The 15,036-nt window shown below is 60.6% G+C and carries 20 protein-coding genes and 1 pseudogene; 6 read left to right on the plus strand and 15 right to left on the minus strand.

Annotated features, from left to right (window positions below):
* Positions 1-30 precede the first annotated feature (30 nt).
* The 3 genes from NKI72_RS23920 to NKI72_RS23930 all read right to left on the minus strand — a co-directional run bounded on the left by NKI72_RS23920 (position 31) and on the right by NKI72_RS23930 (position 1,313).
* Positions 31-243 carry a hypothetical protein gene (locus tag NKI72_RS23920; RefSeq protein ID WP_352452715.1) on the minus strand — a complete coding sequence of 71 codons (213 nt, stop codon included), beginning with the start codon at positions 241-243 and terminating at the stop codon, positions 31-33.
* Positions 244-367: 124 nt separating this feature from the next.
* Positions 368-673, minus strand: a complete 306-nt coding sequence (locus tag NKI72_RS23925) for a DUF1236 domain-containing protein (RefSeq protein WP_352851024.1) — start codon at positions 671-673, stop codon at positions 368-370.
* Positions 674-1,016: 343 nt separating this feature from the next.
* The gene (locus NKI72_RS23930; protein WP_352474209.1) at positions 1,017-1,313 is read right to left on the minus strand and encodes a hypothetical protein; all 297 of its coding nucleotides are present in this window, start codon (positions 1,311-1,313) and stop codon (positions 1,017-1,019) included.
* Between the two features lie 168 nt (positions 1,314-1,481).
* On the opposite strand from NKI72_RS23930, the gene NKI72_RS23935 reads away from it, so the two are divergent.
* Positions 1,482-1,757 (plus strand): hypothetical protein, encoded by a 276-nt coding sequence (locus NKI72_RS23935; RefSeq protein ID WP_352474207.1) that lies wholly within the window; start codon positions 1,482-1,484, stop codon positions 1,755-1,757.
* 14 nt (positions 1,758-1,771) lie between these two features.
* On the opposite strand, the gene NKI72_RS23940 is transcribed toward NKI72_RS23935, so the two are convergent.
* From NKI72_RS23940 to NKI72_RS23965, 6 genes are all read right to left on the minus strand, one after another.
* Positions 1,772-2,071 (minus strand): hypothetical protein, encoded by a 300-nt coding sequence (locus NKI72_RS23940; protein ID WP_352851025.1) that lies wholly within the window; start codon positions 2,069-2,071, stop codon positions 1,772-1,774.
* A gap of 171 nt (positions 2,072-2,242) precedes the next feature.
* Positions 2,243-2,566 (minus strand): hypothetical protein, encoded by a 324-nt coding sequence (locus NKI72_RS23945; protein WP_036245970.1) that lies wholly within the window; start codon positions 2,564-2,566, stop codon positions 2,243-2,245.
* A complete protein-coding gene (locus tag NKI72_RS23950; RefSeq protein ID WP_352851026.1) occupies positions 2,566-2,769 on the minus strand; it encodes a hypothetical protein in 204 nt (67 codons plus the stop codon). Before NKI72_RS23950 ends, NKI72_RS23945 begins: the two co-directional genes overlap by 1 nt.
* Positions 2,754-3,023: a hypothetical protein gene (locus NKI72_RS23955; RefSeq protein WP_352773023.1), complete on the minus strand. Its 270-nt coding sequence runs from the start codon at positions 3,021-3,023 to the stop codon at positions 2,754-2,756. Before NKI72_RS23955 ends, NKI72_RS23950 begins: the two co-directional genes overlap by 16 nt.
* Positions 3,023-3,235 carry a hypothetical protein gene (locus NKI72_RS23960; protein WP_352474200.1) on the minus strand — a complete coding sequence of 71 codons (213 nt, stop codon included), beginning with the start codon at positions 3,233-3,235 and terminating at the stop codon, positions 3,023-3,025. The genes NKI72_RS23955 and NKI72_RS23960 overlap by 1 nt, the downstream gene beginning before the upstream one ends.
* A gap of 1 nt (position 3,236) precedes the next feature.
* On the minus strand, positions 3,237-4,034 hold the full coding sequence (locus tag NKI72_RS23965; protein WP_352851027.1) for an N-acetylmuramidase family protein: 798 nt from the start codon (positions 4,032-4,034) through the stop codon (positions 3,237-3,239).
* Positions 4,035-4,186: 152 nt separating this feature from the next.
* On the opposite strand from NKI72_RS23965, the gene NKI72_RS23970 reads away from it, so the two are divergent.
* The 5 genes from NKI72_RS23970 (at position 4,187) to NKI72_RS23990 (ending at position 6,401) form a co-directional block, all read left to right on the plus strand.
* Positions 4,187-4,372, plus strand: a complete 186-nt coding sequence (locus tag NKI72_RS23970) for a hypothetical protein (RefSeq protein ID WP_352474196.1) — start codon at positions 4,187-4,189, stop codon at positions 4,370-4,372.
* Between the two features lie 133 nt (positions 4,373-4,505).
* Positions 4,506-4,688, plus strand: coding sequence for a hypothetical protein (locus tag NKI72_RS23975; protein ID WP_352491000.1), 183 nt, complete (start codon positions 4,506-4,508; stop codon positions 4,686-4,688).
* Positions 4,689-4,864: 176 nt separating this feature from the next.
* Entirely contained in the window at positions 4,865-5,032 is a 168-nt protein-coding gene (locus NKI72_RS23980; RefSeq protein WP_352835187.1) for a hypothetical protein, read from the plus strand.
* A 166-nt stretch (positions 5,033-5,198) separates the two neighbouring features.
* The gene (locus NKI72_RS23985; RefSeq protein WP_352465314.1) at positions 5,199-5,372 is read left to right on the plus strand and encodes a hypothetical protein; all 174 of its coding nucleotides are present in this window, start codon (positions 5,199-5,201) and stop codon (positions 5,370-5,372) included.
* Between the two features lie 564 nt (positions 5,373-5,936).
* Positions 5,937-6,401 carry an acyltransferase gene (locus tag NKI72_RS23990; RefSeq protein WP_352851028.1) on the plus strand — a complete coding sequence of 155 codons (465 nt, stop codon included), beginning with the start codon at positions 5,937-5,939 and terminating at the stop codon, positions 6,399-6,401.
* Here NKI72_RS23990 and NKI72_RS23995 read toward each other — a convergent pair.
* The 6 genes and pseudogenes from NKI72_RS23995 to NKI72_RS24020 form a co-directional block, all read right to left on the minus strand.
* Positions 6,390-7,103, minus strand: a complete 714-nt coding sequence (locus NKI72_RS23995; protein ID WP_352819314.1) for a class I SAM-dependent methyltransferase — start codon at positions 7,101-7,103, stop codon at positions 6,390-6,392. The two genes, NKI72_RS23990 and NKI72_RS23995, sit on opposite strands and share 12 nt — an antisense overlap.
* A gap of 185 nt (positions 7,104-7,288) precedes the next feature.
* Positions 7,289-10,492: an SGNH/GDSL hydrolase family protein gene (locus tag NKI72_RS24000; RefSeq protein WP_352851029.1), complete on the minus strand. Its 3,204-nt coding sequence runs from the start codon at positions 10,490-10,492 to the stop codon at positions 7,289-7,291.
* A 158-nt stretch (positions 10,493-10,650) separates the two neighbouring features.
* A complete protein-coding gene (locus NKI72_RS24005) occupies positions 10,651-11,025 on the minus strand; it encodes a hypothetical protein (RefSeq protein ID WP_348625922.1) in 375 nt (124 codons plus the stop codon).
* 1,091 nt (positions 11,026-12,116) lie between these two features.
* Positions 12,117-12,344, minus strand: a complete 228-nt coding sequence (locus NKI72_RS24010; RefSeq protein ID WP_352708486.1) for a hypothetical protein — start codon at positions 12,342-12,344, stop codon at positions 12,117-12,119.
* A gap of 300 nt (positions 12,345-12,644) precedes the next feature.
* Entirely contained in the window at positions 12,645-12,941 is a 297-nt protein-coding gene (locus NKI72_RS24015; protein WP_352472061.1) for a hypothetical protein, read from the minus strand.
* Positions 12,942-12,948: 7 nt separating this feature from the next.
* Positions 12,949-15,036, minus strand: a pseudogene (locus NKI72_RS24020) (hypothetical protein); the annotation flags it as partial.

Below are 15,036 nucleotides of genomic sequence, written 5' to 3' on the forward strand. Positions count from 1 at the left end.
GACCGGCGTCTTGAGCGGCAGGCGACACCGTCATTGAACCTCTCTGTCACACAGGACGGCGACCCCGAGGAGCGCCGCCTTCTTGATGATCAGCCCTTCAAGGTCCGCGTCCGAGCGCTCGGTTCCGGTGCGTTCGCGCAACAGTGCTATCGCCGCCTTCATCGACAGCAGGCCATCGCCTCGTTCAGCAAGCAGTTTGTCGACGGCTGCGGCCACGTTGACCGGCTCGACATGCGGCAGCATGGGAATGGCTCCTTTCCTTGTTTCGAGACGACAGCGGCTCCATCCCGATCGCTCGGGATGGAGCTCTCATTTGATAATTTAGGCCATGACCTTCCAAATCCGGTTCGCGGTTTGGCAACGCCGATCACTCGATGACCTGCACGATCTTGCGGGTGTCTGGGTCGACGAGCACGGTGCGATTGCCGACGACGACGTATCTGTACCGCACGTCTGGAACATCGATCGGTTGCAGCTCGACCGTATCGGGCAACATGGAACCGATATTGAGCTCCACCCCCAGAAGACTGATCGACGCCAGCGGGTGCTTGTGGACGTATTCGCGGATGACCGTCTGCTGTTTGGGCGTGACAATCACCTGGTCCGCGGTGGCCACGCCGACGCCGGCAAGCAACGCCAATCCCGCCGCAGCAGGAACAAGGTGGATTTTCATCGTCTACTCCTGTTGTTACGGGCCTCGCCCTTACAATTGCGACGCGGCATTCCGGTCGAAGCGGCGAACCCTCTAGGCAAACGCCCACGCCACCTTGTTGTTCCGTAAGTGGCGGCTAATCGAACAGCGGTGAAGTGCCCGCGCGATGCGGCGAATGGATTGCGAATGAGCTTGCGGTGGCCCGCGTCGCAAGACGCGGGCCGATCGGTTTCCCGATCAGCAGCGATACCGGAGGGGGGTGATATCTACTGCGTCTGAAATAACATTTAGGACAAGCTAATGTTCCTCAGCGAGTGCAACAAACCTGCCGGCGCGAGCGGCGCGAAGTTGCCGCTCGTCGCTGCTACTGCTTTGGCGGCTGTGGCGGCACCTCGCCGGGCTTGATCACCGGGGTCTTGCCCTCATCCGGCGGTGGCGCCGCCATGCCCTGATCGCCCGTTGGCGGCGGCTTCAGGACCCCACCGCATGGCTCGAGCGTATCGGACAAATTGTTGCCGGCCGGCTTCTGCTGTTGGCTGTTCTGGTCCGGCGGCTCGACTTTGCAGCGGTCGGATTGCGCCTGTTCGCCCGGCTGCGCGGCCGCCGGCACCGCCAGCAGCAGCGCACCCAACATGTACGGCAAGAAAATGAGCGGTCTCATGTCGAGCTCCTTTCGCGCCAGTATCTTCTGAATGTGAAGGCGGGCCGGCGCGATTGGTTCCGTCGTGCGGCAATGCGCGCGGACCGCAGCGGCCCGGAACCGGCTGCCAGACTTATGAGTTCAACCACTGAGCCAATTCAGGGCCGCTGACATTATGGAGAACCGGCGATGGAACCGCGCAGCAAAGAACGAACCGACGACGAGACGGAGAGCCCGACGATCCAGCAGCAGGACTGGGATGCCATCCGGAGCGGGAGAATCCTCCCTGACGGCGTGCCGCAAAACGGCGATATTCGCTATGACGTCGAGAAGAGCGGCGAACTGCCGGAGGAGGACGACGATAACGCTTACCAGGACAGCGACGAGGCCTTGCCGGACGATACGGATGAACGTGTCATTTCGCGCGATCTCGCACGCGAAGGTGGCCCTTTCGACGAGGAATGAGCCGCCGCCTGCTTTCAATTCGGGAGGTCGAAGAGCGGCTCCTGGCAGCGATAGACCAGACATTGACCGTCACGCGTCTTGATATACGCGGCGCGCGGCACCTGCGGCCAGTCGCATTCATTGCCGAATTGGCGGACGTAACGGTCGTAGGTGTTCTGGCCGGTGGTGAGCACGACAGAGCGATGCCTCTGGATCAGAAGCTGCGTCTGTTCGCATCTCATCGCGCGGCTGTCCGGCCGCGCGTCGGCCGTTGCGGCAAACAGAAGCGCCCCGGCTGTCAGGACTGCCGCTTGTGTCTGGACCTTGGCAAGCATGACACCATCTCCCATGCCTAACGCGCATCTTGGTCGGGCAGCGCCGGATCGAGCCGCCCTGTCGCGAAAGAAAGATCGTACAGAATGCGAGCAAAAATGCAAAAAGCCCGCCGCACCTTTCGGCGCGGCGGGCTCCAACTGAACGTCACTATTTCGGCGGGCTTGGGCGGCTTATTCCTCCTTCACCGGCCCGAACCGGCGCACGATAACCTCGAAGACGATGTCCGAGATCCACATCGCCGAGACGCCGATGAGGAACGCCGCGGCCAGCGTCGTGGTGTCGTCGTCCGGAGAAGGAATGGGCAGGCCGGCGGCGCGGAAATAATGCACGACCGGCAGCGTCAGATAGGCCGCCGCCAGCGCGCCGCAGATCGGCGAGGCCACCATTTCGCGGACCTTGTAGCGATGGCGCGACAAGGCCCGCAAAATGCCGCCGGACAGGCCGGCGACCAACACCGGCGCCTTGATGCCCAGGACGTCGAGCAATTCGTGCATCATGGCGTCCACCCGCACCATCTGGCGCCCTGCCCGTTGAAGGCGTTCATCTCGTCGAGCTCGGGCCGGCTCATGGCGGCAACGACCGGGGAGGATGGCCGGCGCGGCTGGTTGTGGTCGCGCCAGACCTGGCGCGGATTGCCGGCCGGCGCGGTTGTCGTGCAGCCGGCGAGCACCACGCAGAGGATCAGCGCCTTGCCCATTTCTCAGCCTCCGCCCTTGCTGCCGCATCGGCCATGCCGGCGGCCTTGCGCTCTTCGGCGGCGGCCTCGCGCCTCATTTCCAGACGATCCTCGGCGGCCGCGACTTTTGCCTCTGCCTGTTTGACCGCCTCCTTCCTCGCCCGGTTGATGCCGCCGGCAACGTAAAGGCCGATGCCGCCCGCCACAGCAGCGAATGCCGTCATGACGACCCTGTTGCCGATGATGGCGCTGAGAATGCTGAGAAGCGCTGCCATCACAAGTCCTCCGCGCGGCGGCGGCGCAGGAACTCGGTCAAAACGCCGTTGATCACAAGAAACCAGGGGAACCATTCCCCCGGAACGACCGGCGAAAGAACCTGCGGGTCGACATAGGTGACGATAGTCGCGATGACGCCGATGGCCGCCTGAAGCCGCGCCCAGAATATTGTCTCGCTGTCGCGGAAAAAGCTCTTGATCCGGGTCCACATGTCATTTCCTTCCGAATAGCTTGAGGATGGCTGATAATTTGAGGATGGCGGCGATCAGCGCTGCCCAGAAGCCGGGCCTGGCGACAGCCACGGGAGGCCCAGAGGGCGTAGCGGTCGCTTGTGGAACGGCAATTGGCTTGGCGGGCTCTGGCGGGACTGCAGGGGTGACCGCCGATGACACCGGACCGGCAGACGGCCAGGGCGTGTCCTTGATGCGCGACCATTTGCGATAGGCCTCGGCAAGCCTGGTATCGTAGGCGTTCTTGCGATAGCCGGCGCCGTTGTAGCCCTTGGCGAATCCCGACCAGTCATGATTGCGCAGATTGTCGTCGAGCCGCTTCTCGACGATGAAATCGATCGCCGCGCCGAGCTGCAGCGCCTCGTCCGCCATCATCGCCTCGGCCATCGCCTGCACGGTAAGGAAGCCTGCCGCCTTGAAATTCTCGCCGAGGACCTGGCCCAAGCCCCACGAAGCGGATTTGAGCGCCGCGGTTTCGTCGATCGCACAAGCTGCCCTGAGCCGTGGGTAGCTATCCCTGGGATAGGGCTTTGCGCCCCACTTCGGATAAGCGAGGCCGGCGGCTACCGCTTGTGCCCGCTTGGCACCCGACAGGTTGCGGTAGAAGACGTGCGGTTCGAACAGGATGACCGGCCGGCCAACGGCGTCGAAGCCGTGCCCGCTGGTCTCGACATCGAGGAACGCGTGCATCTCGTCCTCGCCGACGCCGATCCGGGCACCGAGTTTCGGCAAGTCTATATCATCGAGGCGCCTGGCGGCGCCCCTGAACGTCATGTCCATGGGCAGTCCTTTCCGCCCTCGCGGGCAAGGTTTTGAGGTTGAAAAAGCAGATGCGCGGCGGCAAAGCAGAATTTGGCGGCAGCCCGCGCCGATGTGGCAAGGAAGGTTGATGTTTTCGACCCGCCGTGTGAAATGGCCGCGGGATGGTGCACATGTCTGATGATGAACAAACCGCTGCGGCACGCTGGTCGGTGAAGTCCGAGCTCCGCGCCGTCGCTCGCGACAAGCCGTTGCTCGCGGTGCTGGCGGCGATCCTCTGTCTCTATTGTGCGTTTATCGCCGGACCGATCGTCTATGCGGTGCTGGCCATCAACGGCATTGCGGATTTCTTCAAATGAAGCCGGTTCCGGCGATATCGCTGCGGTCAGGCGCGCTGCGTTTTCGGCCCCGAAATTGCTTGGCCTGGATGAAATTGCCTAGCCGGGATGAAACTGTTCCCGTCTATCGTTCGTAGCTTTAGCGGGAGGACACGTGACGATAAGAATCAGGCTTCCGGGCGGCACCTTGAAGATCAAGAAAAGGAGCGAGCTGCGGCGCCGCGAGCAGAACCGCGAGGTGCCGGTTTGGCAGGTCGGCAATTACTTCGTCATCTGGTGGCCGAGCGGCGTGTCCGATCGCCCATCCTCGCCCAGAAAATCCTCGCCCAGGAAATAGCCCGCGCACCCGACGATCCCGACTGGGCATGCCGCCTCGGTGATCAGGAACCGCCGTGCGCGCCAAAACCTCAAAGCCGCTCGACTAGTCCCAGAAATAGTCAGCGGGCAGGCATTGACTCTTCCGCAGCGGAAGGTCTCTGATGCTGCATTGCACAATTTGGGGCGGCGGAAGCGATGGCAGTGCGTATCAGAATGCCGGGCGGCACGCTGAAGGTGAAGGTGTACCGCGAATTGCGCGAACGCGAACGCGCCCGCCGCATACCCGTCGTCAAGATCGGCCGGATCTATTTCACCTGGTGGTCGAACCGCCAGCGCCTGGTTGACGATCAGTCGCCAGGGTGACGCATGAATTTTTTCGGCTGCCATGCGCCTGGGAAGCCCGCCCCGACCTCCGCCGGCCAGCTTGCAAAATAAGTTGATGATCCTGCTGTTGACTCTCCCGTAACGGAAGGTCTCTACTTACCGCATTGCACGAAAATTGCTGCGTTGCACAACGGGAGTTGGACCGATGGCAGTGCGTATCAGGTTGCCTGGCGGCACTCTGAAGATGAAGACCTATCGTGAGTTGCGGGCCAGGGAACGCGACCGCCGCGTGCCTGTGATGAAGATGGGCTCGCTGTATTTTGTCTGGTGGTCGAAAAGCCAGGACCTGCATCAGAAACCGCAGGACAGCAGACGGTAGCGGCTCCGCCCGCGGCAGGTCCGCGTCGGCGATGACCCTGACAATTCCGAAATACTTCCCAGCTATAGGATTTCTGGTCGGCCTGCTGTGCCATTGTTGGTGCGCACAGCATCCCGAGCGGCCTCGCAGAGCAATTCTTCTGACGAACTTTTCGGCGATTTTCAAATGGCCTCCAGACTGGCGGACACGCGCGTTTGCAAGCTTGCAAACCGCCGCCGCTTGTCGCAATAGCTAGGCCGTGAGGAGTCGCATGGATGATGGAGACTGACCTGCTTATTGCGAACAGCCAACTTCGGCTGTCGGTTCAGTTAGCCGAAGGGCAACTAATCCCACCCATAATCCTTGATACTGACCTCGAAGACGCGGCGCCGGCATTCTTCGAAGGGGTACACCAACATTGGAAGCATTTCAGATTCTTTGAGCAATCGCAGCCTTTCGCTGAGAGGTTGTCCAAGCCGCACTTCGACCGTAACTGATATGCCATTCGTTCCATCATTCCTCTACCGCCTAGCCGGCATCAACTCCGGTCGCGCGACGAAGCTAAGTTTGCGGAGCGTCCGCAGTTTGCGGCGAGGCAAGCATGCGATCGGCGAAGAATGCATCATCAACGGCGTCTTTTCCTTCGATCGCGCTGATGCAAAGATCACCGTGGGAAAAAGATCCTATATCGGCAAGAGCCACCTCGTCGCAGCTGCGAGGATCGAAATCGGGGATGACGTGATCATTAGTTGGGGTACCACAGTCGTCGATCACAACTCACACGCGACGGGTTGGCAAGACCGCAAGGAAGATATCGCCGACTGGCATCAGAGAAAAAAGGACTGGTCAAAGATCACCATTGCGCCAGTGAAGATTGAAGACAGCGTCTTTATCGGTTTCAACGTCATCATTCTCAAGGGCGTAACGATCGGCAAGGGATCGGTCGTTGGTGCGGGGTCTGTCGTCACAAAAGACGTGCCGCCCTTTAGTATGGTTGGCGGTAATCCTGCAAAGCAAATCGGCGGCGCTGCCGCTAGATCAGCGACTTAAGCACAGAGCTCCGGCCATGTAGGCCATGCTGCGCATCGCCATCTTGGGTGCAAACCTGAGAAATTCGGTCCGCAGTCTGTGTTTTACCCATCCTTTTTTTTCGCCAGCCAGGTGCTGTTCATAGGCGAGGTCGTGCGCAAAAACCTTTAGCCGTTCGACCTTCAGCCCGGACGTTTTGAGAAGGTTTTCAAACGTTTGGGTTGTGTAGAAGTTGATATGCCCATACGGCCCTGACATCCGAATGGCCTTGCTGAGATCTCGCGTATGCTCCAAAGGCACTTCGATATACAGCTTCTTGCAGACCCGAGCCGCCTCCCTGAGAAACATCCGTTCGTGTTCGACGTGTTCGACGACGTGAATGGCAAGCCCGAGATCGAACGACTTGTCGGGATGAGGGATGTGATAGCCGTCGAATACGTCGATGCTGGCCAGTTTGGCGATTTTTCTTGCCTTGATAGCTTCGACGCCGCTCTTCGAAATCTCGACGGCGCCAAGCTTCTTACCGAGCCCCTTCCTGTTCAGCTTATCCAGCACCGCACCTTCGCCCGCCCCGATGTCAAGAATCCTGTCGAAGAACTGGCCTTGAATGATCGCTTCGATGTGCCCGACCGACTGGTTCGAAGCTATGTCCCGTTTTGCGGCTACTTTTCCATCGGCGTAATAGTCATCATAGATGTCGATGATGCTGCCGGCATGCGCCATGGGACAATCCTCCAAGGATAGCCCCCGCCGACCTCATCCTGCCATTGCCTGCGAACGGCGTCCAGCGTCGACTACGGCGCCGCCTGCCCAGACCTCAATGAGACCCTCAATGTCGCCGTCAGGAACCGGGATTTCGCGGCTGCGTGCCGATTTCGCCCTTGTGCTGAATAGCAGATGGCATTGGGCTATCCCCGCTCCGCAACTTGTTCGATGAAGCGCAGCGCATTGCCGTCATGGCCGGCATCGTTGAAATGCAACCCCTCTTGGTAGTTCCCAGAGTTGATGTAATCGAAGCCGTCGATCGGGATGGTCAGCACGTTCCGGGACCTGTAGGTCTGTCGGATTGCGCCGAGAGCGGCGTCATAAGTTCGGCCGCCGGTGTAGCTTGCATCCCATGCCGCCGAAGGCCGCGTCGGCGGCATGACAAGGATACGCGGTGCAGCGGCCGCTTCCAGCGCGTTGATGATTGTTGCGATGTTTGCCGATATCGTGGCTGGCGGCGTGCCAAAGCTGTCATTGATGCCGAGCGCCAGGATGGGCACGATCTTGCCGCCGGCGTAGCCGCATTGAGCGGCGGCCGATGTAAGACGCGCAGTGTTGAATGACGAGAAGGCATAGCTGCCGTGTGCCGCGCGCAAGGTGCGCAGGCGCGGACGCGAGCCGGCCGCCTTGACGCCAAGCCTGATGAGCCCGATAATCTCGACAGGACCGCCGACAGCCGTAAGAGTGTAATTGCCGCTTGCCGCCTGCGCGGTGAGCGACGGCCCCGAATATCGGTCAAGCGCCAGGGCGCCGGCGCAATTGACGGTTTTATAGGCCGCGCCGCCGTCGAAGGCAAAGGCAAGTGAGCCCTGGGCTGCGTCCTGGGTGTAGTGGACGTCGACCTGTTCATAGGCGCCGGTGAACGACAGGGTCGCGCCGGCCGCTAGGATGATGCTCTCGCCGATCGGCCCGCGCGACCCTGTCGACACGCTGCCGGCGACAGTGACGCCATAGAAGGTCGGAACGTAGGTAGAGCTTGGCCGCAAAGCAGTCATGCCCGGTTCATCGTCGGCAATGCCGATATTGGTAAAGCGGGTAACCAGGTTGAACCAGTGTTTCGGCCCGTCGCTGGCAAGTGCCCAAAGGCCGATGCTATCGGCGATCAGGCAGAACACATCGTTGTTGGCAATATGTTCGGCCATCTTCGCGCGAAAGCCGTCATAAAGATTTTGCAGCGACGGCTGGCGCGGAATGAAGAAGCGCTTACCGTTGACGGCCGGCTTGCCAGGTCCCCAAAAACCGTCGCCAGATGCAGGAATGGCCGTCAAAGCGAAATTCCCAGGCGGCACATAGGGATTAGGATGAGCGGCGGTCGCCGACGCAAACAGCGCGGTCGCATCAACGACGCCATTCGGATCTGCGCCAGCCAGCAGATTCATGCCGTCATTACCGCCGCCCCGGGTCAAGGCGCGGTCGGCATCGGCGAGCAGACCGGTTTTGATCGTAAAGCGAAGCTCATATCGATGCTGGGCGGACGATGCTACGGTCGCGCCAAGCGACAGTGCGCCTGCCTTGATCCATGCCGGGATGCCTTGCGGGTTGACGCTGTTTTGAAACTTATAGGCGCCGCCGCTGATCGCCGGATATTTGCCGGCTGGGATTGGGATACCCAGCGGAATATGGGCGACCCCGTTGATCAGCGTCACCGCATATGTGCTTAGGACGTTGACCACCAACCCGCCGAGATAGTCCACTACATGAATGAGCGCAGCGCCGGCGCCAGCGCCAGCGCCAACTTCGACCGCTGTAATATAGCCGTCGGCCGGCGCTGGCGTCTGCATGATGACGCTGTAGCTGCCCGGAACGTCCGACCCGGTGTTGACCAGCGCCGGCCAGCCGATTTCCTGGCTAATGCCGACAGCGGAAACGAGACCGTTTGCCGTGGAATAGGCAGCGCGCGCCTTGACGGCGACTTCGCCGGTGAAGGTCGCCTTCCACTGCGGGCCATTTGCCGCGCCTATGGTCTTGGCAGTATGCGAGGTCGGTACCACCGCTGTGAACCACTCGACTCCACCGTTCGGAATTGCCCCGGCAGTATAGTACCAGCTGCCAACTCCAGTGCGCTGGACGCCCATGACGCTCCCGGCCGGCTTCAGAATCGCGAGTCCCGAAACAACTGACGACGGGCCGGCTGGAACGGATATCGTTTGCTCGGAAACAAGGCTAAGCGTCCCGTCGCCCTCGAGGTGGGCGAAGACAATATGGGCTGTCCCTGGCACGGCGCCGAATCCAAGCTCCAAGGTCGAGAGATATTCATCGGCCGCAGACACCGATCCAGGCCAGAAATAGACGCTGTCGTTGGTAATCAGCGTGCCGCCGACAGAACCAGTGATCGGAACCGGCCCAATCGCCCGCGAGCTGATCAGGGCAATTTCCGCCGGTGACGCACGAATACCCGTATCGACGGCAATCGGGCCTGTCCCGACGCTGTGAAGCCCCACAATGCCGGCGCTGACCTCCGTCCAGAAATACTCGCCGACATCGACATTCCTGCCCAGCACCGCCGCGGCGGCGGCGCCGGCCAGCCCTGCCGACGCCGCAAAGCTCAACGTCGGCGCCACTGTGTAGGAGCCCGGCGCCGTGATCAGTATCTGCGTCAGCGCGCCGCCCGCCACGACGAAGCGGCCGGCAGCGCCCGAACCGGTCCCGCCGGTAAACGCCAGGTCGAACGTGCCGTTGGCGCCGCCGGAGCCTGGCGTGATCGCACCGTTGCCGGCGACGCCGAAGCCGATTGCCGCCGCAGTCGTCGGGAAAATGCCCTTGCCGTAGAGCGAAGCGTCGCGTGCAGCCTGAGCGCTGATGACGGCGGCCGCGGCCGCGACGGCATCGGAATTGGTGGCAGCCCGGTCGGCTGTGGTTTGTCCGGCATTCGCGGCGGAAGCGGCAGCACTGGCGGTTGCCTGGCCGGCGCTGGCAGCGGCAGCATCCTTCAAGGCCTGGGTTTCATCGCGCAGCGCTTCGACCTCTTCGACCACATCGGCGATGTCGGGCGGAACGGATGCGGCGATGGTGATGGCATCGGCGCCGATGGCCGGCTCGTCGGCCGTGAACTCGAACACGCGGTCGGCGTTGACCGACCCGACCTGGGTGTGAACGGTCGTGCCCTTCTGCAGGGTGCGCGTAGAACGGGCGTCGGCGGCGCGGAACCAGTCGCCTTCGCTCGCCGTGTAGATGCCGTTCTGCGTCGGGTCGGCCTGGTCCTTGACCAGCACGCGGTCGCCGATTTCGGTCGGCACGCCGTCGATGGCCTGCAGGCCGTGCAGGAGGATGTCGGCCGTGGTTGCGAGGCGCACGGGTTCGCGTTCGCCGGTCAGGAGACGAACGGCGGCAGTTGCAGGTCGGGACATGAGGGCTTGCTCCATAAAAAAAAGCCCCGCATAAGCGAGGCTGGAAGGGGGTTCGGTGCTGTCGGTGGGAGACTTAAGCTACGCGGCCGGACACCGCGCTATCCGGCGCAGCCGGCGATTTACATTTTCCGGACGGAGAGCGGCAACGCGGTCAAGGGCTACAGCAATCCGCCAATCAGCCTTCTTGTGCCGCCCATGGCCGCCAGCCCACAGGCCATGCCGGCGCAGTCGGCGACCCAGTCGAGGATATCCATATCGCGCGCGATCAGCTGGGCGCCCTGAAGCAGCTCGATCGCCGCGCCGGTAAGAGCGAGGAGTACGACCAGCCTCGTCTTGTGCTCCGGCCAGCCGAGGCTTCCAAGCGCCGCCAGCACGGCGAACGCCGCGGCGTGGTTGAGCTTGTCATGGTGGAAGGTGAAGCCCATGTCCAACTCCTGCAGGAAGCGCACCGGCGAAAGCGCGAGCAGGAGGACGCCGGCCAAGGTAAGCAGAAAAGCGATCCTTGCCATGGTCGGAAAAGTGTCTGTGCGCAACAGGTCAATCCTTCATCTTAAACAGGAGGCGATCCAGGAGGCACCGCCAAACTGACCGCTCGGCGGTTAGCAGGCCATAAGCCAGGATCGTGACCACAATCAGACCGACGGCACGTTGCGTGCCTGGTCGCCATTTCCGGCGTGCGCACTCACCAGTGTGATTGCGCCAGTGCTGATCCGGTCGAACCGAGTGCCGGGCTTGCATCCGCGACGAGCCACGGAGCACGCCAGTACATCACTTCGGGAGCAACGAAAGCACGTTCTCGTCAAGGAACTGACGGCGCTTGCCGACAAGCGGCAGCCGATCACTCTCGAAGTTCCGGCAACACCCTTTCGTCGAGAAATTTGAGACGGCTATCCAACATTTCGGCGTTGGCTGGGCTAGGCGGCACGTTGACCGGGATTAGATCTGCCACCGAGTCCCCCGTCGCGCAGCTTCGACCCACTCTTCCATGGCGCCGATATATCCATCCAGCGCCTCGTATGGAGTCTTGGCGTCTACCGCCGGCAGATATGTCGGGGGCACATCGCCGACGATTACCCATATCCATGGGTCAACTTCCGGCCTGCCCGGAACAATCTCGAAGAGAAAAATATAGGTTATGCCGTCGGCCCCGTATCCAAGGTATTCCCCCTTGATGTCTGAAACCCAATCATAGAAATCAAGATATTTTCAGGGCTTCCAGACGTGCAGCATCAAGCTCTTCATCGCCTGTGCTTTTGTCAGTCGACGGCAAGCGGGTGACGCTGGTCAAGTCGGGTTTGACGTCGCTATAATTTCTCTCGACCACTTGTGTTCCCTTTCATTTCTTGCTTGAGCCATCTTCTTCTTGCCCAGCGAGCATAGTCTCCTGCATCGCCATGGTGTTTAATATGATCTGCTCTCGCACGATGCGTGATGTTTGAGAGGTGATCTGCCCCCCGTCGGCCAGCGCTTTCTCGTGAGACACATCCATATTCCGGCCCGTGGGCTGATTGGTCCTTGCCAGAACGCTCCGTGCGAAGTGACGCCCCGGTTTCTTGCACCGCTGTCGGCTCCGCCGCTCAGCGTCGCAATCACCCATGTCAACCGTTACAATTGGAAGTCGAAACTAACTCCGCTCCGATTCTGGGTGTTCGTCGAGGGTTTTGCCTCGCCTCCATGGCGAGGTTTTTGTCTCGCGCCAAGCATACCAGCCGTAAGGTAAATCAGCCAACTGCATAATAGTCTTGTCTTTTTCAACCATATTTTTCAGGCTTATGATCATAATATCGCTTTCATCGAAATCTTCGGATTCATCCGCGTGAAACTGCCATGATCCGTCATCATCATCATGCACGACGCGAGCAACCCACCTACCATTGCGTATAGCTTTCCTGTTTACAAAAACAGCTACGTTCTGGGGTCTTCAAACTTCCATTTAGTCATCACAGCGCCTATTTGTTCCACTTTCTCTGTTTCGAATTCTTGCAACCATCCTTGCATTGGGTGTAACTATTCGATCCGGGAGTCTTTGTCGGATCAACTGGAATAAGCGGATCGATGTGATCAAACTGTGATTCGTTGGCGGAGGAGTAACGCCTTTTTTTACTTTCACCGGGTCAAAGCAGAGTAAACTCCGCTACCATTCAGAATGTGTTTAGGTGATTTTGTCGCGCTTCCATGGCGAAGACTTTGTATCGCGCCACGCACGCCAGCCTAACGGCAAATCCGCCAACTGTGCAACAGTTCCATCAAGCTCGACCACCTCGACCAAGGCCACTAAAATTAGGTCATCTTGATCAACTTCAGCTTCATTTCCGTAGAATTGCCACGACTCATTATCGTCGCCGTCATCATCATGTGACACATACGCAATCCAGCCGCCCCCCCTAAATATCTTCCGAGTCGAAATAACGGCTGTGTTTTTTGGATTTTCGAACTTCCATTCGGTCATATGTCACCTATTTGTTCGATTTTTCTATATTCTCAAACCCAGCCGTAAGACGAAGATTTTTGTAGCTATTTGATCCTGACGATTTTGTCTTGCCAGCGGGATTAACCGGATCTATGTGATCGATATGAGCTTCATTTTTTGGAGGAGTTACGCATCTTTTGCTTTTCTTTGCTGGAATTATTTCTATACCACTCTCATCCGATCTCAAAATTCCATCATTCACCCTTTTATTTTCCTCGAAAATAGCTATCCTCTGCTTCTTTGTTGGATCCTTGCCGGACGCAACGTTGGGAGGATCTTCCAAATGCGTATAGGGCCTCCTTATTTCTCGGGCCTTGCCGGTCGAGATCGGAATCTCTTCTGCATTGACAGAAACCGGGGGAGCCCCACTATCCAGTACGATATCAGGTTTAGCATTCGCAGAACGCCCGGCAAGCCTTGCCAACACCTGGCTGCCAACTGCACTGAGCCCTTCGGCAAGGACATTGCCGCCCGCCCCCCAAAGCGCGCCGTTGGCAATTCCCCGGGGGACGCTCTGTCCTGTCTTGAAGGCGTATGCCCCGCCATAAGTGCCACCCGCCACACCCCCGACGCCAGTTCGGGCAGCAAGACCGATCAAGCCGTTCTCTGCCGCCGCGCCAACGCTTGCCCAGCCCAGCAAACCGAACAAACTCTCCGCCAGGCCATATCCGCTTAAGCCGGTGCCGAGGGCTTCCGCCGCCACAGAAATCTGTTGGGTTGTCGCCTTGCGGGCATCAGGATCGCGAACCGCCAGGACGATCGAACTCAACTTGGCAAGGCGCTTTTCGAACGGCACGCCTTGGTCGATGTATTTCGCCGCCTGCTGGCCAGCTACAGCCCAGGGCATTGGCAGTATTCGGTCGAAGCCCAACTCCTGCTGAGCAGCGACGGCCCAGGTGACGGCAGCCTTATAATCCTCAAGAGCTGTGATCTTATCCCAGTCCGGAGCATGGTTCGGGAACAGTTGGCCGACGTAACCGGCGGGATCGGCGCGCCTGGCACCCAGCACCAATTGCGCGGCGCCGGCCCTTATCTCATATTGCTCCCGCTCTTCCGGCGAGCCGTAGGGGCCGGGTTCAAAATCCCGAATCTGGGCGTGTATCGCCTGGTTCGGGACGGGTCGCATGTCGAAAACCGCGCGGCCGATATCAGCCGTTATGTCGAAGGCTTGGAGACGCTTGCCGCCATCTTCGGCGCCGTACACGGCAGTGAAGTCTTCGGCACCCGGTGTCTTGCCAGAATAGCTGCCGGTATTGGCAATGGCAGCCGGCGCGTTCTGCAAGGCGATGTCGATGTTCGTGCGCGCATCGACCAGGCTTGCCACAGTCGCTACCTGCGCCTTCTGGCCGAGATCCTGAACCGTGTCCGGCGACAAGTCGGCAATCCAGGGTCCTGCGGCAGCCCAAGCCGTATTTCCGACGGGCCCCACGGAACCCGTGCGGATAGGTGTTTCGTCGGACGGAAGGCCACCTACGGGCGCTTCGCGCGTCGCCAGCACGCTGGACCCACTCGCCCGAGGTCCGCCCACAGCTTCGATGGTATCGTCCTTAGTCCTGCCGTCCGTTGAGACCGGCCCAGTCCCCAGCACCTCCGCAGCACGCTTCGGGTCCTTGGCGATCATCGCGTCGGCGAGCGCCTTTGCCGTGTTGCTGCGCCAGGCAGCCTCGGCGGCCTGGCGGGCCACCGGGTTGCCCATCTTGCCGATCAGGTCGCGCCCGCTCTGCCTGATCGCCTCGAACGTGCCGCTATCGTCCGGGTCGCCCTGCGCGATGGCGCTTGTGTAGCCGTCCTCGACCTTGCTCCACTCGGCCTGCTCATAGTTCTGGCGCCGCGCGTGCTGCTGCGCGGCCATGCGCGCCGAGCCGGCCAGCCGCAATGCCTGCTTTTGGGCGAGGAAATTGGCGCGTTCGCCCTCCGGCACTTTCGCTACGGTGTCGTCGAAGATCTGGTCGAACAGGCCGGGCCTGACGACGCCGTCGCTGCGCGGATCGAGCTGGCCATACATGAAGTCGTGCAGGCCGCCGCCGGCCGCCCCGCCGGTGTGCCCCCCCCCCGCCGCGGCGGGGGGCCGGGG

The sequence above is a fragment of the Mesorhizobium sp. M0437 genome (genome assembly GCF_040321335.1).
Lineage (GTDB): Bacteria > Pseudomonadota > Alphaproteobacteria > Rhizobiales > Rhizobiaceae > Mesorhizobium.